General features: G+C 44.6%; 13 protein-coding genes. 3 read left to right on the top strand and 10 right to left on the bottom strand.

Translation table 11 applies throughout. The annotated features are described in order from the left end of the window. Positions 1-77 precede the first annotated feature (77 nt). Together H9653_RS02585 and H9653_RS02580 are read right to left on the bottom strand one after the other, a co-directional pair. Positions 78-1,799 carry an AMP-binding protein gene (locus tag H9653_RS02585; RefSeq protein ID WP_404814801.1) on the bottom strand — a complete coding sequence of 574 codons (1,722 nt, stop codon included), beginning with the start codon at positions 1,797-1,799 and terminating at the stop codon, positions 78-80. 546 nt (positions 1,800-2,345) lie between these two features. Next, the gene (locus tag H9653_RS02580; RefSeq protein ID WP_191690247.1) at positions 2,346-4,073 is read right to left on the bottom strand and encodes an AMP-binding protein; all 1,728 of its coding nucleotides are present in this window, start codon (positions 4,071-4,073) and stop codon (positions 2,346-2,348) included. A 742-nt stretch (positions 4,074-4,815) separates the two neighbouring features. On the opposite strand from H9653_RS02580, the gene parC reads away from it, so the two are divergent. Further along, on the top strand, positions 4,816-7,113 hold the full coding sequence (parC, locus tag H9653_RS02575; RefSeq protein WP_191690246.1) for a DNA topoisomerase IV subunit A: 2,298 nt from the start codon (positions 4,816-4,818) through the stop codon (positions 7,111-7,113). A gap of 142 nt (positions 7,114-7,255) precedes the next feature. On the opposite strand, the gene H9653_RS02570 is transcribed toward parC, so the two are convergent. After that, positions 7,256-7,735: a BLUF domain-containing protein gene (locus H9653_RS02570; protein ID WP_191690244.1), complete on the bottom strand. Its 480-nt coding sequence runs from the start codon at positions 7,733-7,735 to the stop codon at positions 7,256-7,258. A gap of 566 nt (positions 7,736-8,301) precedes the next feature. Here H9653_RS02570 and H9653_RS02565 point away from each other — a divergent pair. Next, positions 8,302-9,132, top strand: coding sequence for a Cof-type HAD-IIB family hydrolase (locus H9653_RS02565; protein WP_191690242.1), 831 nt, complete (start codon positions 8,302-8,304; stop codon positions 9,130-9,132). Between the two features lie 88 nt (positions 9,133-9,220). Here H9653_RS02565 and H9653_RS02560 read toward each other — a convergent pair whose 3' ends face one another. After that, positions 9,221-9,484, bottom strand: a complete 264-nt coding sequence (locus H9653_RS02560) for a hypothetical protein (RefSeq protein WP_191690240.1) — start codon at positions 9,482-9,484, stop codon at positions 9,221-9,223. A 383-nt stretch (positions 9,485-9,867) separates the two neighbouring features. On the opposite strand from H9653_RS02560, the gene H9653_RS02555 reads away from it, so the two are divergent. Beyond that, positions 9,868-10,989 carry an ABC transporter substrate-binding protein gene (locus H9653_RS02555; protein ID WP_191690239.1) on the top strand — a complete coding sequence of 374 codons (1,122 nt, stop codon included), beginning with the start codon at positions 9,868-9,870 and terminating at the stop codon, positions 10,987-10,989. A 132-nt stretch (positions 10,990-11,121) separates the two neighbouring features. Here H9653_RS02555 and H9653_RS02550 read toward each other — a convergent pair whose 3' ends face one another. From H9653_RS02550 to aroK, 6 genes are all read right to left on the bottom strand, one after another. Beyond that, entirely contained in the window at positions 11,122-12,357 is a 1,236-nt protein-coding gene (locus H9653_RS02550) for an FUSC family protein (protein WP_191690237.1), read from the bottom strand. A 235-nt stretch (positions 12,358-12,592) separates the two neighbouring features. Further along, positions 12,593-14,014 (bottom strand): FAD-dependent oxidoreductase, encoded by a 1,422-nt coding sequence (locus tag H9653_RS02545; RefSeq protein WP_191690359.1) that lies wholly within the window; start codon positions 14,012-14,014, stop codon positions 12,593-12,595. A 140-nt stretch (positions 14,015-14,154) separates the two neighbouring features. After that, positions 14,155-18,618 (bottom strand): glutamate synthase large subunit, encoded by a 4,464-nt coding sequence (gene gltB / locus H9653_RS02540; protein ID WP_191690235.1) that lies wholly within the window; start codon positions 18,616-18,618, stop codon positions 14,155-14,157. Positions 18,619-19,435: 817 nt separating this feature from the next. Continuing rightward, positions 19,436-20,563 (bottom strand): hypothetical protein, encoded by a 1,128-nt coding sequence (locus H9653_RS02535; RefSeq protein ID WP_191690234.1) that lies wholly within the window; start codon positions 20,561-20,563, stop codon positions 19,436-19,438. A gap of 207 nt (positions 20,564-20,770) precedes the next feature. After that, positions 20,771-21,946: a 3-dehydroquinate synthase gene (gene aroB, locus H9653_RS02530; protein WP_191690232.1), complete on the bottom strand. Its 1,176-nt coding sequence runs from the start codon at positions 21,944-21,946 to the stop codon at positions 20,771-20,773. Between the two features lie 62 nt (positions 21,947-22,008). Beyond that, positions 22,009-22,572 (bottom strand): shikimate kinase AroK, encoded by a 564-nt coding sequence (aroK, locus tag H9653_RS02525; protein WP_191690230.1) that lies wholly within the window; start codon positions 22,570-22,572, stop codon positions 22,009-22,011. Positions 22,573-22,794: the final 222 nt, after the last annotated feature.

Below are 22,794 nucleotides of genomic sequence, written 5' to 3'. Positions count from 1 at the left end.
TTACGCCGCTACTTTCGCAAGATTTAGTGCTAAAAGTTTGATGCCAAGAGTTTAGTGTTAAAGGACTGCTGCCAACCTTATTCTAACCCTTCTATCTTACGCAATTCTTTACGCAGGATTTTACCGACGTTTGATTTTGGTAATTCATCTACGAACTGAATATGACGCGGACGCTTGTAACCAGTTAATTGCTTTTTGCCAAAATCAATCAGCTCTTGCTCAGTTACCTCGCCTTTTTTGACCACGAACAGCTTAGGATCTTCGCCGCGCTCGTCATTAGGAATGCCGATAGCGCCGCATTCTACCACATTCGGATGCTCGCTCATGGCTTCTTCGATTTCATTTGGGTAGACGTTAAAGCCTGACACCAAAATCATATCTTTTTTGCGATCAACGATTTTGATAAAGCCTTTTTCGTCCATGATACCGATATCGCCCGTTTTCAAAAAACCTTTGGCAGTAAAGGTTTCAGCCGTTTCTTGTGGGCGGTTTTGATAACCAATCATCACCTGTGGCCCTTTGACACAGATTTCACCGCGGTCGCCGAGTGCAACTTCATTTTCATCATCATCGATTAAAATAATGTCGGTGCTAGAAGCAGGAATACCAATTTTACCGGTAAATTCAGAGATGGTCATTGGGTTAAAGGCCACTACTGGTGAGGTTTCCGACAAACCGTACCCTTCAACGATGGGCAAGCCAGTGATTTTATGCCACTCTTTTGCCACGCTGGGCAAGACCGACATGCCACCGCCAATCGAGGCTTTTAGATTAGAGAAATCTAAACCGGCAAAACCTTCTTTATGCACCAAACCGTTAAACAAAGTATTTACCGCCGGAATAAATGCCGGTTTATACTTCGCCATCTCTTTAATCAATCCATCCAAATCACGCGGATTTGGAATCAGCAAGCCAGCATAACCTTGATACATGCCGTACATACCGCAAACCATAAACGAGAACACATGGTATAGCGGCAGCGCGGTCAAAATCACGTCATCGGCATCGACATCGTCGTCGAAGGCGCTATTCATTAAGACACTGATTTGGAGCATGTTGGCGACTAAGTTGCCGTGTGACAGCATCGCACCTTTGGCAACACCGGTGGTACCGCCGGTATATTGCAACAAGGCGACATCGCTTAAGTTTAAATCAGGACGCTTATATTTACTCGCTGAAACGGCATTTAACGCGTGTTTGAAGCTCGTGCTACCGGGCAGGCGGTAGGCCGGAATCATCTTTTTCACGTGGCGCGCAACAAGATTGACGACGGTGCCTTTGACCAAACCAAGCATATCGCCCAATTTACAGACGATAACGTGCTGTACTTGACCTTTGTCTTCGGCTTCTTGGTAAGTTTTGGCAAAGTTTTCAACGATAAATAACGCTTTGGCGCCGCTGTCGTTTAGCTGATGCGACAACTCGCGACTGGTATATAGCGGGTTGACGTTGACCAAAATCATGCCAGCGCGGATGATACCGAGCATCACAATAGGATACTGCAAGATGTTGGGCATCATAACGGCAACTTTGTCACCTTTGACCAATCCTAACGACTGCAAATAACTGGCGATTTGGCGGCTGTATAAATCTAATTGCTTAAAGGTGATTGATGAACCCATGCAAATATAAGCAGGTTTTTGCCCATAACGGCTAAAATTACGTTCGAACACTTCCAGTAAAGACGTATTGTCTTCTGGCATATCGATGGTTGCATTGATGCCATAGCGCTCATACGCGCCTAACCACGGACTGTCGCTATCTATCGTCGGCATGGTAGGAAAGGTATTTTCAACCATTGATTGACTATCTGCCGCAGCGTTATGGTTTTTGGCTTCTTTATTGGTACTGTCCGTCATAATCTTCCCTAAACATTACTGTTAGTAAGTTGCTATCAAAATTTATTAAATAGAATCACCGTGGTTTATTACAATCACTGAGTTATAAAAGCAAAAACTTGTGAATAAGAAGTCTTATGACATAAGAAACTGCTTATTCAAGAGAATTTGTCATACGCTAACTTTTAAGTTAAAAATCTCGAGACATATAGAGCCTGTCTAAGGGTATTTATGACGATAATATTCTACATTTATCGTCAAATACACCTATTAAATACAAAATCTATGGGCAAGAACTATAGCAGTTTTGCGCCCAGTTCTCTATGAATACTAGCAAACCCTTATAGAAAAACAAAAAAAAATGATAAGGTCATTTGCATAAGACCTTATCATCTTTCACCATTCGCCTATCAAATATCAAGATGTTTTTATCAATGCTCAGTATTGATAAAGCGCTATAAAAAGCCCGCTAAATTTGGTATTAGGTTATTTATTATATGAAACGGTTTAAGCGTGTTTCTTTTCTTCTAGGGCGCGTAAGTCTTTATGTAAAATCTTACCGACGTTAGACTTTGGCAGCTCGTCGATAAATTCAACATAACGAGGACGCTTATAACCGGTGAGGTTTTCTTTGGCATAAGCAAGCACTTCCTCTTCGGTCAGGCTACTATCACTACGCACAACAAAAATCTTCGGCACTTCGCCGCTTTTTTCATCGTCGATACCGATAACGCCGCATTCCAAAATCTTTGGATGACCAGACATCACATCTTCTACTTCGTTTGGATAAACGTTAAAGCCTGAGACCAAAATCATATTCTTTTTGCGATCGACAATCTTAAAGTAACCTTCTTCATTCATCACGCCGATATCGCCGGTACGGAAATAGCCATCCGCCGTCATGACCTCAGCCGTCGCGTCTTCGCGTTTCCAGTAGCCCTTCATAACCTGCGGACCACGAACACAGATTTCGCCGCGCTCACCAATTGGCAACTCATTACCTTCTTCGTCCAAAATGGCCATGTCAGTCGCTGGCATCGGTAGACCGATATTTCCTGAGAACTCGCCGGTACCTTGCGGGTTTGCCGACGCGACAGGAGATGTCTCTGATAAGCCATAACCTTGGACGATAATATTGCCGGTTATTTTTTCCCACTTAGCCGCGGTGTCTTTTAATACTGCCATGCCGCCGCCCATCGACATCTCAAGCTTGCTATGGTCCAATGCTTGAAAGGCTTCGCTGTTGGCAAGCGCGTTAAACAGCGTGTTGACCGCTGGGAAAAACGCCGGTGGATAGTCCTTATAAGCCTTGATTAAGCTTGCGCCATCACGTGGATTTGGTACCAATAAGCCGATACAACCTCTATATAAACCGTACATACCGCAAACGGTAAATGAGAAAATATGATACAGCGGCAAGGCGGTCATAATAACCGGCTGCTCGTTACGCTCTTGGAACTTATCAAACGCATCGCCAAGATAAGTATCACATTGAATAAGGTTGGCGACCAAGTTGCCGTGCGTCAGCATCGCGCCCTTGGCAACACCTGTGGTTCCACCTGTATATTGTAGGACCGCCACGTCATCAAGACCGATATTGGTTGGGCGTTTATAGTTTTTGACAGACAATTTATTGAGTGCTTTTTTAAAGTTTACGCTACCGTTAACCTTATAATCAGGCACCAGTTTTTTGACATGGCGCACGACTGCATTCACGATAAAGCCTTTTAACGGGCTCATCAAATCGCCCATCGAGGTAATGACGACGTGATCAACCAAGTCTTTACCGATGTCTTGATAGGTTTTGGCAAAGTTTTCTAGGATGAATAGCACTTTGGTATCAGAGTCTTTTAACTGATGCTCAAGCTCTTTGGTGGTATAAAGTGGATTAACATTGACCAAGGTCATGCCAGCGCGTAACACCCCTAATACAGCAACCGGTAGCTGCAAGATATTGGGCATCATAACCGCTACTTTATCGCCTTTTTGTAAACCAAGCGACTGTAGATACGCGGCAATTTGTTTGCTATAACGGTCTAAATCTTCATAAGAAAGTGTCACATCCATGCACACAAAAGCGGTACGACCTGCATGGGTAACGAAATTCTGTTCGAGGATATCGATCAAAGAAGTGTTGGCGGGCGGCATATCAATATCGTATTGGATGCCAAGTTTTTCGTAAGTTTTTACCCACGGTTTGTCATCGCGACGAATTACGTTACCTTGATTTTCCATAATCTTACTGCTCCTAATAATAGTGTGCTGGTATCAATCCATCCATAATCGAAAAGGTCAAACATATCTAACATCGCCGTACAACCAACCATTGATATAACGTAAGTAATGGTTGGCGGCTAATGATATGGAATATGGTGAAGGATCAACAATATAGCGGTAAATAGCCCTTTGTTGATTAACATACACACTTTATACAAACTACTCAATACAAAAGATTGAAACTTGAGTTCTTAAACTTACTTGACGATATCTATCTTTATTAATATCAGTGACTTAAATACTAAAATTGGTTATAATTACGACTATTTATATAATAAACTTTTATTTGTTATTAAAAAGTTTATCAGTTTTTTCACTATTTTCCACCATTTCTAAAATTATGAAACCGTCAAATTTCTATTTTGCTCAATACTTCATTCTCAATATTTGATATTAAAGCTGTTATATCAAGCGCGTCACGTCCTGTCGTCTATTCTGACTTATCCCTTTTTAATTTTGCCAATATCCTTTACGATAGCACTATCTTATTTTTCCCTATTTTATCGATACAGTCAGTCCTAAATCAACTTAGTACAAGTATTATAACGCGCTACTGGTATTCATTTTCCTTGCTTGCTGTGCCTACGCAGACAGAGGCTGCGCAAAATTAATACCAGTAGCTCTGTGCTTATTTTATAGTGGACTGCCTATATAGACTGATTAAAAACCTCTTTTAAGAATCAAAAGCGAACCCTATTTTATGTCCGATGTTATTGATCATACGATTGACCCTATTATTCCTAATGAACCGATGGATACCCGCTCCGTGGCGGAATTCACCGAGCAAGCCTATCTCAACTACGCCATGTACGTCATCATGGATCGGGCATTGCCCAATATCGCTGACGGTCTAAAACCTGTGCAGCGCCGTATCGTTTATGCAATGAGCGAGCTTGGGCTAAAATCGTCTGCCAAAGCCAAAAAATCCGCGCGTACGGTCGGTGACGTACTGGGTAAATATCATCCGCATGGCGATAGCGCCTGTTATGAGGCGATGGTACTGATGGCACAGCCGTTTAGTTATCGCTATCCGCTGATTACAGGTCAAGGTAACTGGGGTAGTCCCGATGATCCCAAATCCTTTGCTGCCATGCGTTATACCGAAGCTAAGATGTCGGCTTATGCCAATACCTTGCTTGCCGAGCTTGGTCAAGGCACGGTCGATTGGCAAGATAACTTTGATGGCACCATGCAAGAGCCGGTCACCCTGCCCGCGCGCCTACCCAATATTTTATTGAATGGTACAACGGGTATCGCCGTCGGTATGGCGACCGATATTCCGCCGCATAACCTTAATGAAGTGGTACGGGCGGCAATTCGCTTGCTAAAAAACCCTGATTTATCCGTGAAGCAATTGACCCAATCGATACCCGCACCGGATTTGCCAACCCCTGCTGAAATCATTACCAGTAAAAAAGACTTGCAGGCGATGTATGAAAGCGGTCGTGGCAGTTATAAAATGCGCGCCACTTTCCATATCGACCCAAAAGAAAAAAACCTCGTTATCATCGACGCGCTTCCTTATCAAGTGTCAGGCAATAAGATTCAAGAGCAAATCGCTAAACTCATGATGGATAAAAAGCTGCCATGGGTAACGGATATCCATGACGAATCAGACCACGAAAACGCTTGCCGTATCGTACTTGAACTACGTTCATCGCGCGTCGATGTCGAGCGTGTCATGAGCCATTTATTTGCCAGTACTGACCTTGAGAGTAATTACCGCGTCAACATGAATATGATTGGCTTAAATGGTAAGCCGCAGGTCAAAAACCTCAAAGAAATCCTTGAAGAATGGCTCGTCTGTCGCCGCTCAGTAGTCACGCGCCGTCTGCAATATCGCCTCGACAAAATTGATAAACGCTTACATATCCTCGCAGGCTTGCTGATTGCTTATCTGAATATCGATGAAGTCATTCGTATTATTCGTGAAGAAGACGACCCAAAATTATCATTGATGCAAGGCTATGATCTGACTGAAATCCAAGCCAATGCTATCTTGGATATTCGACTGCGCCAGCTGGCAAGACTAGAAGAGATTGAGCTGCGCCGCGAGCAAGATGAACTGGCTGCCGAACGTGCCATCATTCAAGAATACTTGAACAATCCAGACAGCCTGACCAATCTGATGATTGACGAGCTTAGCGCCGACATGAAGGAACACGGCAACGAGCGCGTATCGCAATTGGCAGAACGTGAAGAAGCGCAAGCGTTAAAAGAGTCTGACCTCGTACCAAGCGAGCCTGTCACTGCCATCCTATCGAAAGCGGGCTGGATTCGCGCTGCCAAAGGTCACGACGTCGATGCTGCTGGCATGACTTACCGCTCAGGTGATAGCTATCAAGCGCATGTACGTGCTAAATCCAATGAAAGAATTTACGTACTCGACAGCACTGGACGCAGCTACAGTATCGACGCCCATAGCCTCGCCTCTGCTCGTGGTCAAGGCGATCCGCTGACCAGCGTACTCAAACCGCCAGCAGGCGCCAGCTTTGAGCAGTTATTAACGGGCGATAATAACCAACGTATCATCCTCGCAAGTTCAGCAGGTTACGGTTTTATCAACACCGTTGGCAATCTCGATAGCAATCAAAAAGCGGGTAAAAACATCATCAACCTAGCAACTGATAGCCGCTTGCTACCTGTTGCGCGGATCGATGCTAATGCAGAAGCTAATGGCGATAATAGTGAAGCGGTAACAGCCACACCTGACCATCTTGCTGTCGTGACCAATGCGGGCTATCTATTGATATTTGCTCTTGATGATTTGCCTGAACAGGCACGTGGTAAGGGTAATAAGCTGATCAAATTAAAAGACGGTGAAGAAGTACTTGCCATCACGCCACTCAGTCAGCAAGACAGCTTAATCATCACTGCTGGCAAACGCCACGTGACGCTAAAGCCTAATGATTTGGCCAATTATACGGGCACTCGTGGTAATCGCGGCGGTCAGTTGCCAAGAGGCTTTCAGAATGTGGCGAGTGTTGAGGTTGGTTAATAATAGCTATGCTTAGCATTCTAGTCTTTAACATTTAAAGCTTACAATACTTTTAACAAAAAGCCGCTTATACACAAGGTATAAGCGGCTTTTTTAGGCAGGCTAAAACAGATGACAAGTATTGTCAAAAGACATTACTCATCTAAAAATTGCTAGATTCGGTATCTTTAAAAACTGCTGTCAAAAAGCTTTCAATCTGAGTACTTGTCATTAGATAGGGATTATAGTCAGAACCTGCTGAGAAGCTTTTTAGGGTATATTCTTCATCTTCAGCGCTTGATGTTAGATATTTAACTAAAAACCCATTCCATTGCCGCGATTCAATTTCCTCTATATTAACAATATTAGGGGAAATGGTTGAATGCTTGTCCAGTATTTTTGCTAAGGCAATATTGATAGCAGGCCTTGTCCCTTGAAAACTTTGAACGAAATAACCTTCGCTAATGACCAAAGCGGAAACGATATTGTTTTCCTCAAAATATCTTCGCCAATACTCAAATGCACGAGTCAGCTCGATTCCCGAATCTAAGTCAATATTTTTGGCGACATATGTCATGTTAATAAGAATATGCTCGCCATTTCTTTTTTTCCCTTCAAGGGTATGACTTGTTGTTGTGTCCATAAGGAACCTTATTTACAAAAGCTTATTTAAGCTAAGATACACTTTATTATAAAAAATAATCAATAAGGTTTTTGCATTCTGACCAATTTTCTATCACCTATCGTTATTTCTTGGCTTATAGCTACCGTAGATACACTCTTGGTTTATTAATCACAAAGACGACCCAAACCAAGACTTATAATGAAAAAAGTTATAAGCTACTCCCTAACCCTGCCTTAACTCCAAAATCGGAATAACAAAGTCTTCTTCATCAGTCAAATGTTGCGAGAGTAAGTCGGTTGCATCCACCAAAGTCTGATGCAGTTACAAAGCCAAAAATTAGAAAATCAACTGTTTGCTAGCGAGCGCATCTTAAATATCAAAGGCAAACAACGCAGTAAAGATGATACATAAATTAGCCATAATCACTCTATTACTGTATTTTCAGCCCTGTAAAATGCATACTTATCCATAAATTCAAATTATATTATCAGTCATAACCCTTGAGACTATTCAGCAAATCTCAACGACTTTTTATACTTGCTTTGAATACCTATACAGTCGGTTTTTAAATATAAAGGATACTCATGTTTATTGTAGATAAGGCGGCGCCAGCCAGTATCAATCATACATTGCCTGTACCGAAAGTGATATTTTTTGACATTGATGACACGCTCAGCCGTAATGGCATCATCGCTACGCACAACCAAGCGACGCTTGAGGCGCTGGCCAAAACTGATATTAAACTGGTGATTTCGACCGGACGCTCTAAAGCGATATTGCCAGCGGATATTTTAGCCTTGCTCGAAGCGGATGTCTTAGATGCCATTATTTGTATGAATGGACAATATAGTTTTGATAATAAAGGTTTGATTAGCCATTATCCATTGTCTGCTGAGCAAGCAGACAAAATCGTGCAGTTATGCCAAACCAGTCAGCTGATTCATAAGTTTGACTCGGCGACGCACATTGCTTGGTCAGACGAAAATGAGCGTTTGCGTGATTTTAATGCCAAAACGCCCAACTCTATCGTGGATCCACTCTATTATCAATCAAACCCTGTTTATCAATGCTCAGTGTTTTTTAACAATCAATTCGATAAAATGCAAGATATCGACTTTGCACAGGATGATTTAAAACTGGTACATTGGCATCATATCGGCGCAGACATCCTGCCCGCCAATGCCTCTAAAGCCCGCGGTATCAAAGACGTCTGTCGCTATTATGGCGTAGATGCAAGCGAATGCATGGCGTTTGGCGATGGCATGAATGACTTAGAGATGTTTGATTTGGTCGGCTATGCAGTAGCGATGGGCGATGCCCAGCCTGCGTTGATTGAGCGCGCAGATTTTGTCACCGGTACGATTGAAGAGCGCGGCATCCAGTCGGTACTCGAGCAATTTCATATAGCGTCTTGATAAATAGTTTATAAAAACCGCTATTTATCTAAGGCGTGTCCTCCTTTTTAAAAGAAGAGCACGTCCTAGCAAAGTTTAACGACGCTATTTAACGACGCTTAGCCATTAAACCATAAAGCCAGCTACCGACTTTATAAAATCCGACGATGATTAAAATAATTACCAACGCTGCAAGCACATAAGCCAGCCAATTTGGTACGTGGCTTAACCAGCCAATGGTAAATGCCAAACCCAGATAGGTTTCAACTGGCCAATTCACGATTGGGGTTGGCGAGCCCGAATTAAATACCATCATAAAACCTATGATGCCAATCAAAGCCATCACTATCCCAGCGCGTACACGATTATTCATTGTCTTCCTCTTTTAATTCACTCAAATTGGGTAAAATTGTCTTATTTTTATTGTTTAAAGTCTTATAAGGCAACTATAGTGGCATAAAACCGGCCTATCATGTCGCCTTTTCGACTACGATGCTATGGTAAATCTGTTTATTCTATAAAAGGCTATTGTTAAATCAAGCATGATAAAAATCGGCATTTGTCATCATTTATGATCATTTGGCATATCATTTTTAATCGCCTGAGCTGTAACGATACTAGTAAAACGCTAAGTACGATTGCCCTTTAAATTATGCGCAATCATAGCCATAATGGTTTACATAGCTGTAAATTTAGCATCGTGCCTGTTTTACGGGTTTTCTTGCTTTGCACCATTCTTATTTTAGGAGAGATATTTTGACTCATTTATCATCGTCGCGTGCTGCCGCTCGTAGCGCTCACATGCTTCCAAAAGCCTTATTAGCCGTGGCAGTTGGGCTCGTACTTGTGAGCTGTAGTAAATCAGATAACGCCGCTACCGATGGCGCTGCGCCCAGTGCAGAAACGTTAAACCTGTATAACTGGTCGGAATATATGCCGCAAGAAATCCTCGATGGTTTTACCAAAGAGACCGGCATTCGGGTCAATTACACCACTTTTGACTCGAACGAAGCGATGTACGCTAAGCTTAAATTGCTTGATGATTCCAGCCAATACGATTTAGCGATTCCATCGACGTATTATGTGGAAAAAATGGCCAAAGAAGGACTGCTACAAGAGCTTGATAAATCCAAATTAAGCAACTTTAAAAATCTTGATACCTCCTTTACCAATACCAAGGTTGACCCAGAAAATAAATACTCGATTCCTTATATGTGGGGCAGCACCGGCCTTGCCATCAATGGCGAAGCGGTCGATCCTGCCACCGTAAATAGCTGGAATGACTTATGGCGTCCTGAGTATAAAGGTCAAGTGATGCTAATGAATGACATGCGCGAAGTGTTTGGCATGGCGCTATTGACCCTTGGCTATTCAGGTAATAGTAAAAATCCTGAGGAAATCAAAGCCGCTTACGAGAAGCTAACGACCTTGATGCCAAATGTAAAAACCTTCAACTCGGACGCCTCGCGCATGCCCTATATGGAAGGCGAAACCACGGTTGGTATGAGCTGGAATGGTGAAGCCATCATCGCCAATAACGAAGGCTTGACTAGCTTGGTGTATAAATACCCAACTGAAGGGGCTATTCTTTGGATGGATAACTTTGTTATTCCAAAAAACGCCAAACAAGTCGACGCGGCGCACAAATTTATTGATTATTTACTGCGTCCTGAGAACTCTAAAATCGTCAGTGAAGAGATTGGTTACGCCTCGCCGAATATGGCCGCGCGTGAGCTGATGCCAGAAGAGGTGCGCAACAATCCAACCATTTATCCAAGCAAAGAAGTATTGGTAAAAGCGGAGTTTCAAGAAGATGTCGGTGATGAAGCGTTGCAAGTTTATCAGCAGTATTGGGATAAGCTTAAAACAGGGCGTTAATTCTGTAAGTTAATACACATTTATTAATTGCTGTTTTAGATGCCTATTATCTATCCAAAAAACGCTGACTTTATAGAGTCAGCGTTTTTTATTTGTCTTTTATTTGGTTGCTATTTTTTATTTGGCTTTTATTTATAAGTGCAAATCGGTTTCGCTGCCTTTATGCTCGATACGGCGCTGCTCGCGGCGCTGATAGCGCAACCCAGAGGCAGAAAACCATTGCGGCTGGGTGGTTTGCAATAATTCACTAAGGCGCTGTAACTGTACTTGCAGCGTTTGGGTGAGCCAAAAATAACCTTGCCACTCAAAGCCTAAGTTTTCCACACTTGGATATTCTGATACCGCAATGCGCGTAATCGGGCGAAACACTTCATCATTTGGGCTACGTAATACCGCCGCCATATGCTGCATCGCTTGGGTTAATTCGTGCTGATAATGAATCAGTAAAATATGGTTTTCATCGTCAATTTCGATATTTGCCAAGCGCGGCGCCGCACTTAACAGTAAGTCAATGGTACCGATAATATTGCGATGGGTACGCTGAATGGTCTCTAGCGTTTCTTTATCAATGCCAGATTCGCTCGCTGTGGCGGCGATATGCGGGCGTACGGCAAGCAGGCGCTTATTGATTTTTTGCAGCGCTTTGACCAAAGATTTATTAACGGGTGTATCTGGTACAGCCGGATTTTTTGGGTAAATAATACTGGCTGAACTGGTCGCCTTACTATATTTAAAGGGTTTTGGTACTAAAATCTCGGCATCAATATGATTGCCTACCCCAGCGTATAAATTACCACAGGTTTCAAGGTTGCTGGCCAATAAAAACCGCCACATTAGCGTTGATTTCAGCGGTAAAATCAAGGTCGCAGCGACCGCAACCCCTGCGCCAAGTAAAATATTAATGGCGCGATACAGACCGTCTTGGGTGATATTGCTATGGTCGGGGCTTGAGACAATCATCAGCATGGTAATTCCCGTTAGCAGCCCGATATAACCCAACTGCTTAACCGCCACGTAGCCAATGATGCCGCTGATAATACCAATCAGCCCATAGTATAACCATAGCCAGCCGCCGGTATCTTGAATTAACCATAAAAAGCTCAGCCCGACCACCACACCTAATAAAGTGCCGAGTATCCGCTCTTTGGCCTTGGTATAAATCGCTCCTTGATATTGCAACAAACCCAATATCACGAACACAGTAATGGTCGTCCACTCGCCATGTGGCAAGTGGGTAAACTCATTTAACAACAGGGCAATAAGCACGGCCACGCCCAAACGTATGGCATGCAAAACATCGGCATGCTGATAGCGGGCGTAAGGCTCTACAAACGGCGCGGTAAATCGTTGCCAAAAAGTCGGTTTCACGCAGGGCGTCTCTTATAATGGATAAATAAAAAGTAGCTTAAATGATAACTGCTAGCTTAACCATTCATAAAGCAATTATCAAAAAAATAACGCCTTTTATCCCGTAAAGATAAAAGACGTCAACGTTATAGTTATAAACATGCAAGGGCGTGTCCTCATTTTAAAAATGATGAAAAAGCATATTTGGATTTGGCTATTGATAACTACCAATAGCCAAATACTAGACTTCTAAAAGCTAGACTTCTAAGAAATCTAAAATACCTTCTGCCGCTTCACGACCTTCCCAAATCGCCGTCACCACCAAATCAGAGCCGCGCACCATATCGCCACCGGCAAATATTTTTGGGTTACTGGTTTGGAATTTAAAGGTTTGTTTTTCGGTGGCGACCACTCGACCCGAGCCGTCCATTGTCACTTGCTGACTGGCAAACCAATCGGCCGGGCTAGGACGGAAACCAAAAGCCAGAATAACCGCATCACACGGGATGATTTCTTCTGAGTTAGGAATAGACTCAGGGTGGCGGCGACCATGACTGTCAGGCGCGCCCAGATGCGTGGTAATCACCTTAACCGCATTCACCTTGCCATTTAAGCCAATGATTTCGGTCGGTTGACGATTGAATAAAAACTCAACGCCTTCTTCGCGCGCATTGACCACCTCACGGCGAGAGCCGGGCATATTTTCTTCGTCACGGCGATAAGCGCAAACTACTTGCTGCGCGCCTTGACGCACACTGCTACGGTTACAGTCCATCGCCGTATCACCGCCGCCTAGCACCACCACTTTTTTACCTTTTAAATCGATATAGTCTGCTGGATTTTTTTCCCAGTCATTGCAGCGATTGACATTGGCAATCAGATAATCTAGCGCATCGTAGACGCCTTCTAGCTCTTCGCCTGCAAAGCCGCCGCGCATATAAGTATAAGTGCCCATGCCCATAAATACCGCATCGTACTCGCTTAACAACTCATCAATACTGACGTCGCTGCCGATTTCGGTCTCTAAACGGAACTCCATGCCCATGCCTTCGAAAATGACACGGCGATTGCGCATGACATCTTTTTCCATTTTGAACTCTGGAATACCAAAGGTTAATAAACCGCCAATCTCAGGACGCTTATCAAAGATAACAGGTTTGACCCCGTTTCTGACTAAGATATCGGCGCAGCCCAGTCCTGCAGGCCCTGCGCCAATAATAGCGACTTTTTTATCCGTCCAAACCACCTCGGACATATCAGGACGCCAGCCAAGGGCAAAAGCGGTGTCGTTGATATACTTCTCAACATTGCCAATGGTGACCGCGCCAAAGCCATCGTTTAGCGTACAAGCGCCTTCACACAAGCGGTCTTGCGGGCAGACACGGCCACAAACTTCAGGCAAAGTATTGGTTTGATGACACAATTCTGCTGCCTGAAATATTTGTCCCTCGCTTGCTAATTTAAGCCAGTTGGGAATGTAATTATGTACCGGACATTTCCACTCGCAGTATGGATTGCCGCACTCAAGACAGCGGTGCGATTGCTGCGCTACTGATTCGCTATCGAACGGCTGATATATTTCTACAAACTCTGTTGAGCGCGTAACGATGTCTTTTTTAATCGGCTCAAGGCGCGGTACATCTAAAAACTGAAAACTATTTTCTAAGCGTTTTGCCATGGTATTGTCTCTTTTATAGTGGGTAACGACAGCCAATATCTGTAGCTTAAATGAGGCAAATTTACGGATAAAGGTTGTCATTTACCTGCTTAAAACCTATGAATTAAACTGCTTGTAAACCTATCATTAACCAAGCCAATTTATTGTGGGTCAGCCGTCGTGGTTTTAAGCAGGGTCGCAACGTTTGCCGCTTTGGGTTTCACCAAATAAAACTTACGCGCGTAATGCTCAAAGTCCGCTAAGATGGTTTGTCCCCACGCACTGCCCGTTTTATCGACATGGGTTTCAATCACTTGTTGCAAGTAAATACGATGACCTTCCATTTGCTCGCTTGAGATACGGTTTAAATCAATCAGTTCATGATTACAGCGGTCAAAAAAGTCACCATCCATATCTAGGACATAAGCAAAGCCGCCGGTCATGCCCGCGCCGAAATTCAGCCCCGTACGCCCAAGGACGGTAATGATGCCGCCGGTCATATACTCGCAGCAATGGTCGCCCGTGCCTTCGATAACCGCATGAGCGCCCGAATTACGTACGCCGAAACGCTCGCCTGCTGTACCCGCGGCATACAACTTGCCACCAGTTGCGCCATACAGACAAGTGTTGCCGATGATGGCGGTTTCATGCGTGGTAAAGCTTGAATCTTGCGGTGGATAAATGACAATCTCACCGCCCGCCATGCCTTTACCAACATAGTCATTGGCATCGCCTTCTAGCTCAATATGCAAACCGCCTGCATTCCAGACCCCCAAACTCTGACCTGCGGTACCGTTTAGGTGCAGTTTAATGGGCCTATCACTCATACCAAGGTTGCCCCAGACCTGCGCAATCTCGCCAGAGATACGCGCGCCGATAGAGCGATCACAGTTGCCGACGGCATAGCTGAAATCGCCGCCGTTCCCTTGACGGATACTCAGCAGCATATCGTTAATCATTTGCTCAGCAAGCAAGCCTTTATCAAACGGCTCATTGCGCGCCACCTGACAAGTTTGCGCTTTGCCACTACTCGCTGGATGACTAAACAATAACGGCGTTAAATCCAAATGACGCTGCTTATCGGTATTGCCTTCTAATACGTCAAGCAAATCAGTGCGTCCGACCAGCTCTTCCATACTGCGTACACCGAGAGCGGCAAGCCATTCTCGCGTTTCGGTTGCGACAAATTTAAAGAAGTTAATCAGCATTTCCGCTTCACCAATGAAATGCTCATCACGTAGCTGGGCTTTTTGGGTGGCAACGCCGGTTGGACAGTTATTAAGATGACAAATGCGCAAGTATTTACAGCCAACGGCAATCATCGGCGTGGTGCCAAAACCAAAGCTTTCTGCCCCAAGAATTGCGGCTTTGACCACATCAAGACCGGTTTTTAGACCGCCATCGGTTTGGATACGAACTTTATCACGCAAGCCGTTGACCCGAAGCGATTGATGCGTTTCAGCAAGCCCTAGCTCCCATGGCGAGCCAGCATGGTGGATAGATGACAGTGGCGACGCTGCCGTGCCACCATCATAGCCTGAGATGGTAATTAGGTCAGCGTAGGCTTTTGCCACGCCCGTTGCAATCGTGCCAACACCCGGACGTGAGACCAGCTTCACTGACACCAAAGCATCAGGATTGACTTGTTTTAAGTCAAAAATTAGCTGTGCCAAATCTTCGATAGAATAAATATCATGATGCGGCGGTGGTGATATGAGCGTCACACCCGGCACTGAATAACGCAGTCGCGCAATCAAAGCATTGACCTTACCGCCTGGCAGCTGACCACCTTCACCCGGTTTTGCCCCTTGAGCAACTTTAATTTGCAGCACTTCTGCCGAACGCAGATACGCCGGTGTGACTCCAAAGCGACCTGAGGCAATTTGCTTAATTTTTGAATTACGCAAGGTGCCGTAACGGACAGGGTCTTCACCGCCCTCACCTGAGTTTGAGCGACCGCCAATGGTATTCATAGCAATAGCGATGGCTTCATGCGCTTCTGGCGACAATGCGCCTAACGACATGCCTGCAGAGTCAAAACGCGACAAAATGGCCGAGATATCTTCAACCTCGTCTACTTCAAGCGGATTGTCGGTTTTAAGCTGTAATAAATCTCGCAAAGTGGCGACCGGACGGCTATTGACCAAATCGGCATACTGACGGTAATTGTCATAATTACCAGTTCGTACTGCCATATGTAGACTATTAATCACATCAGGGTTAAAGGCATGGTATTCTTTATTAAAGACAAATTTTAATAAGCCACCTTGATCAAGTGGTGCACGACGCTTAAAGGCGTTAGCCGCGAGCTGCGCTTGATCTGCTGCCAAATCGGCAAAGGTTGCACCTTTAATACGACTTTGCACGCCTTTAAAACATAAGTTAACGACTTCTTCAGAAAGACCAACCGCTTCAAATAACTGCGCGCCGCGATACGAGACAATGGTAGAGATACCCATTTTTGATAAAATCTTCAGCAGACCTTTATCCAAGCCTTTACGGAAATTGACCCGCGCTTGAATCGGATCACCAAGCAGCTCACCCGTCGCAACCAAATCATCGATGACATCATAAGCAAGATACGGATACACACAGGTCGCACCAAAGCCAATCAGTACCGCCACTTGATGTGAATCGCGTGCCAGACCAGTCTCGATAATTAAATTGGCATCGGTACGAATACCTTGGGCAATCAGATAATGATGCACCGCACCAGTGACCATAATGGCGTTGGCCGGTAGTTTGTCGGCGGCGATATTCTTATCAGACAACACAATCAAAGTAAAACCCGCACGAATGCTGCTTGCCACTTGCTCACAGATGGCTTCGATGGCGGCTGCTAGCTCAAGATTGGCATCGCAGTTTAAGTCGATACGCGCCATTTGAAACGCCGGATCAGCCAAGTTTTCAAGCTGCTGCATTTTACTGGCTGATAAAACCGGCGACGATAAGATAATACGATGCGCGTCACGTGCTGATGGTGCAAACACATTGGTCTCAGCACCAAGGCAAGTCTGTAACGACATCACAATAGCTTCACGCAGCGGATCAATCGGTGGATTGGTCACCTGTGCAAACTGTTGACGGAAGAAATCACCAACATGGCGAATTTGCTGCGACAGCACCGCCATCGGCGTATCATCGCCCATCGAGCCGACGGGTTCTTGACCATTTTCGGCATTAGGACGGATGATTTCTGTACGCTCTTCATTGGTGATGTGATACATTTTTTGCAAAGCTTTTAGCGGCTCACCGCGGCAGGCTTGGGCGGCAAGTGTTTCTTCTAAGCGCTCATCATCACGGATACGCGTCGCTTCTTCGCGCAGCCATTTACGATACGGATGTGCTTTTTTCAGTAACGTCGCAATCGCTTTGGTATCCATAATTTGACCAGTCATGGTATCGATAACTAACATCTGACCGGGCCCAACGCGCCCTTTAGCAAGCACATCTTTTGGCGCATAATCCCAAACGCCAACTTCTGACGCCACCGTGATATAACCATTTTTGGTGGTCACCCAACGCGACGGCCGCAGACCATTACGGTCAAGCATACAAACCGCATACCGTCCATCTTGAATCACTAGCCCTGCTGGGCCATCCCACGCCTCCATATGCTGTGAGTAAAATTCATAAAACGCCCGCAAGTCCATATCCATGCTGTCGACATTTTGCCAAGCGGGCGGTACCAGAATTGACATCGAATGGAATAAACTCATACCGCCAGACATCAGGACTTCGAGCATATTATCTAAGCTCGATGAATCCGAACCCGTGCTATTCACCAGTGGCGTCAATTCATTTAGATTAGGCAATTTATCAGACTTTAATTTTGGCGTGCGCGCTTCAGACCAGCTACGGTTGCCGGTGATGGTATTAAGCTCACCATTGTGCGCCAGATAGCGAAAAGGCTGTGCTAGGGGCCAACGCGGCAAGGTATTGGTTGAAAAACGCTGATGGAAGACCACGATATGCGAGGCCAAACGCGTATCTTGCAAGTCTAAAAAGAACGCTGGCAGGTCTGATGGCATGACCAAACCTTTATAGATAATGGTCTGACAGTTTAATGAACAAACATAAAATAACTCGTCATCATGCAGACGCTGTTCGGCTTTTTTACGGGCGACAAATAATTTGCGGTTAAAGTCATCGGCCGCTATCTCGTCTGGTGCATTGACAAATATCTGCTGAAAACCAGGTAATGTCTGACGCCCAATCTCACCAACGATACTTAAATCAAGCGGCACATCGCGCCAGCCCGCCACTGCTAACCCTTGGGCGGCAATCTCTTCATTAAGCACCTGCTGACTATACTGCGCTTTTGTCTCATCCAAACTGACAAACACCATGCCAACGGCAAAATCGGCTGTCAAGGTAAAGCCTTGCTCAGCGGCGATATCGCTAAAAAATACCGTCGGCGTTGCCAGCAATAAACCGCAGCCATCGCCAGTCTTACCATCAGCGGCAACGCCGCCGCGATGGGTCATACAGCTTAGACTATGAATGGCTGTTTTTACCAAATCGTGACTGGCTTGGCCCTCGATATGAGCTATCAAACCAAAGCCGCAGTTATCAGAGAAGTCATCTGGGGTCGCCAAATGCGTAGAGGAGGAAATCATTGACATAGCTTGTCCTTTTGAGTGAGCGGACGGCCTATACTTTCAATATGAAGTAGCAACCAAACTCCGCGGGCAGAACGGGCTAAATATATTCATATAAGCGGATTAATAAAGCGCAAGCGGAGAAAATAGTGCAAGCGTTTTGAGGGTGATAAAAATACTTATCACGACTCTCTTTATTTTATAACCATCACAGCGATTGATTTAACGTTACCGCTAAGACATCTATACCTAAATTCTTATCGGACTCTACTTACTTTTATGTCTGTTTTAACGGTTAAAAACTCAATATGAACGGCGTAAACGTTAATAAAAACGGTGACGCCTTAACCCCTCCAATGGACAATAAGCAAAGCAGCTGATAAGAAAGTTATGGATAAATTGGCGATGAATAGGTTAAACCGCCGTCAAATATGAATATCAGACGCTCTACATTCAAGCGCCTTAACAATCCCAATCGGGATAAAATGAGGAGTTGCGCCACTTGCGCTAAGCTTAAATAGGTAGCAAGTAGCAGCGCTTGAAACGACCATATCGAGGTATGAAATAACAATTTACGATAACTATACAGAACGTCGCCCTCAGTTATCTTAGTTAATGATGATTAAAAAATCTAGTCTTTTCTATCAACTCATACTCTAGTTTTTGTAAAAAAATATATTATCAATGTCGTATTAACGACTAACTATTGAGAATAATTACTTATTCAAAGCCGCTTTTATAAGCGTTACTAAGCTTTTTTAATAGTAAATAAATCGTTCACGAAAAAGCCCCTGCCATAAAATACGACAGGAGCGTTTATAAAACGGTATGCTCGGTGAAGTTAGTTACTTTTTTCCTCAATAAGCTCTTTGATGCTGTCATTATTGCCTTTTGAAGCGTTAGCATTAGCATTGGGGTTTTTACCAGCTGCGTTGGCATTGGGGTTTTTGCCAGCAGCGTTGGTATTTTTATTGGCGGCGTTACTATTTGCATTGGCGCTCGGTGGTTTAGGCGCTTCAACCACCGGCGGTTTTTTCGGTGCATTATTATTGCTTGAGCCATTATTTGTTGCATTGCCAGTGGTTGCTTCAGGCTTACGGTTAGTATCTGTAGAGGAGTGCGTGGTCGTTGGTTGTCCTTCGATCTCGACCGTCCGCTCTTCATTGACAATCAAAGTGTCAGAAGTATCAGCTGACTGACGTATGCTTTCATTAGCGCCATCTTGTGCGCCGCGATTGGCATTATTATTTACCATTTGGCCATTACTGTCATCAGACGTTTGTGTCTGTTGACGTACTGGTACTTCGCGTTTGGTTGGGCGCAAGTTTACATTGCGCGTGCGCTTGGTGCTCAAGTCCTTAACCGGATCCGGACGTTCATAATTATCGATGATACTGACGTAACGATTGATCTCTTCAGGTAAGACGCGTACATTTGCAGGTAGTTTAAAATCTATCAATTTCGCGGCACCGACCGCCTCTTGTGGACTGCTCATCAGCCCGTAAGTCAGCATATAACGTACCTGCTCATTTTCATCGAGGTAGCGGAAATAAGCGAACTTATCGCGATCTTCTCGGCTTTCTAAATAGCTGACAATGACATCATTTTCAGCGACATTCATCACCTGCACTGTCCACTTGCCTTTGTTAGCGAGCAGATAACGCTTGTCTTTAAACTCATCAGGATAGCTGCGTAAGTCTTTAACCGTGGTATCAAAACTAATCGGCTGCACGTCTGTATCGAGCTCATGCAAAGACTCTATCTTTAGCGGCTGCTCAAGCTCAGCGGTTGAGGTTTGTGGCGCTGAAATTGGCTCATTCTCAATCTTAGCACCCATCGCTGGCGTTTGGCTAAACATCCAAACTAAGGCGGTAAACACGCCCAATAGCAGGGTTGCTATCAGCCAGATCAGTGCTTGACGGCGATATTTCTGCCCAGCTGTGCGAGTCGTCGAGCGTGATGCTGCCATGGAGAGGTCCTTGGAAAAGGGTACTTATAAAAAGATACTTATAAAAGAGTTTTATATAATAATGGTCTTAAAAAAACAATGCTCAAGATTGTCGAAATATATCACAGCTAAAAATAGCTGGAATGATTATTCTAAGCGTTTAACGATTATTTATTAACTGATAAATTAAACGTGCAACTCACCTACTAACGACTTAATGAGCTTGTACTATTGATGCTGCGACAAAACTTCGGTCAAAAGCTTGGCATCAAAATCATTGGTCAACACCGCTTTACCTAATGATTTTAACAAAATAAGGCGGATTTGTCCGTGTTTGACTTTTTTATCATGACCCATCAAACCTAAAGCCGTTTGTACGTCAATAGCGGGTGGCATGATAGGTAAATTTGCCAATAGTAATACGCGTTTAATACGAGCAACATCATTACTCGTTAACCAACCAAGCTTTTGCGACAGCTCAGCCGCTTGCACCATACCGGCCGCGACCGCCTCACCGTGTAGCCAATTACCATAGCCTTCATAGGTCTCAATCACATGGCCAAAAGTATGACCGAAGTTTAACAAAGCGCGTACGCCGGACTCTCTTTCGTCTTGGGCGACGATATTGGCTTTATATTGACAGCAGCGCTTCACTGCCTCGCCAAGTACGGCTAAATCTAACGCCATCATCGCTGGTAGATTGTGCTCAAGCCACGTCAAAAACTCTGCATCCATAATCAGCGCGTACTTGATGACTTCTGCCAAGCCTGCTGATAACTCACGCACGGGCAAGGTTTTTAGCGTGCTCATATCGGCAAGCACCATTTGCGGCTGCCAAAATGCGCCAATCATGTTTTTACCTTGCGGATGATTGATGCCGGTCTTGCCGCCGACGCTCGAATCCACCTGTGATAACAGAGTGGTTGGGATTTGAATAAAATTGACCCCACGCATAAAGCTTGCCGCGGCAAATCCTGTCATATCGCCGACCACGCCGCCACCAAGCGCGATTAAGGTCACATCACGGTTAAAATGCTCTGCCATCAGCGCATCATAAATCTGGTTAATACTGGTCTGGTTTTTATACTGCTCACCATCTGGCAGCACACAAACCTTGACCGTAAACTGCGCTTCAAGCTCATCCTGTAGAGCCTTTAAATATAAAGGCGCAACCGTCTCATTGGTGACGATAAGGACTTGATGACCGGTAATATAAGGCGCGATCTGGCTTGCCATGCTGCTTTTTTTAGCGCCATTTTCAGCAATGTTATTGGCGCCATTTTCAGTAATATTACTAACAATGTTTTTAGGGTTGCCTGCATTACTATCTTCAGTAATGACGATAGGATAATCATGACTTTGCGTCTGTACTGTTAGGTTGGCATGAAACAGTGGCGTTGCCATGAAAATCTCCTTAAGTATGAGGATTGAGTTAAATTGAGCGGCGTTGTTTATTAAACTTTTTCTTATTCATCTTCTTGATGTACTGAGCTGATAGAAGTTGAGGCACAAAATGCGTCTAGTTGCTGCAATAACTGATTGACCATATGGCGCGGATAGGTATGGCCGGTCGGCATAATAATATGCGCCACTTGCCGATATAAGGGGTCGCGGGCGCTGTATAAATCTTGCAATATTTTTCTAGGATTCGGTTGTTGTAATAATGGTCGCGACTTATCTTTGGCCGTACGCGCCATTTGCACGTCCACCGGAGCATTGAGATAGACGACGATGCCGCGCTCTTTAAGAAAGGCACGGTTTTCAGCGGCCATTACTGCACCGCCGCCGGTCGCTAAGACGATTTGTGATTGCTGCGTCAGCTCATCAATGGCGCGCGTCTCCCGTTCGCGAAAGCCCGCTTCGCCTTCTTTGGCGAATATCCAAGCAATATCAGCCCCAGTTTGCGATTCAATATACCAATCACTGTCTACAAACGAGCGTCCTAACTGCTTAGCAAGCAATCTGCCAATGGTGGTCTTCCCCGCTCCCATCGGCCCCACTAGAAATACCGACGGTAATTCCTCAACCATAATACGCACTCAGCTAAATTAGGTATGATACAACGTCATGGATATTCTGGCTAGTAACGTGTATTGATTATTGTCAGTAAAATCTAGTCAGGCACAAAACTTACCTATAAAAAAAGCAAGCGTTGCTGCTTGCTTTTTTTTATTACTTAGATTAACACATGAAGTGCAATACCAAATGCAAGGTGAAAAAAAGACCTAGATGCGCTAGCATCAAAGTTTTTA

It is taken from the genome of Psychrobacter communis (assembly GCF_014836505.1).
GTDB lineage: Bacteria > Pseudomonadota > Gammaproteobacteria > Pseudomonadales > Moraxellaceae > Psychrobacter > Psychrobacter faecalis.
Note: the sequence above shows the minus strand (reverse complement) of the source record. Positions and strands in the feature narration are given on the sequence as shown.

Bases quoted from the DNA above. Each gene is read 5' to 3' on its own strand.
- H9653_RS02585 (WP_404814801.1), bottom strand. From the start codon at position 1,799: ATGGTTGAAAATACCTTTCCTACCATGCCGACGATAGATAGCGACAGT.
- H9653_RS02580 (WP_191690247.1), bottom strand. From the start codon at position 4,073: ATGGAAAATCAAGGTAACGTAATTCGTCGCGATGACAAACCGTGGGTA.
- parC (WP_191690246.1), top strand. From the start codon at position 4,816: ATGTCCGATGTTATTGATCATACGATTGACCCTATTATTCCTAATGAA.
- H9653_RS02570 (WP_191690244.1), bottom strand. From the start codon at position 7,735: ATGGACACAACAACAAGTCATACCCTTGAAGGGAAAAAAAGAAATGGC.
- H9653_RS02565 (WP_191690242.1), top strand. From the start codon at position 8,302: ATGTTTATTGTAGATAAGGCGGCGCCAGCCAGTATCAATCATACATTG.
- H9653_RS02560 (WP_191690240.1), bottom strand. From the start codon at position 9,484: ATGAATAATCGTGTACGCGCTGGGATAGTGATGGCTTTGATTGGCATC.
- H9653_RS02545 (WP_191690359.1), bottom strand. From the start codon at position 14,014: ATGGCAAAACGCTTAGAAAATAGTTTTCAGTTTTTAGATGTACCGCGC.
- gltB (WP_191690235.1), bottom strand. From the start codon at position 18,618: ATGTCAATGATTTCCTCCTCTACGCATTTGGCGACCCCAGATGACTTC.
- H9653_RS02535 (WP_191690234.1), bottom strand. From the start codon at position 20,563: ATGGCAGCATCACGCTCGACGACTCGCACAGCTGGGCAGAAATATCGC.
- aroB (WP_191690232.1), bottom strand. From the start codon at position 21,946: ATGGCAACGCCACTGTTTCATGCCAACCTAACAGTACAGACGCAAAGT.
- aroK (WP_191690230.1), bottom strand. From the start codon at position 22,572: ATGGTTGAGGAATTACCGTCGGTATTTCTAGTGGGGCCGATGGGAGCG.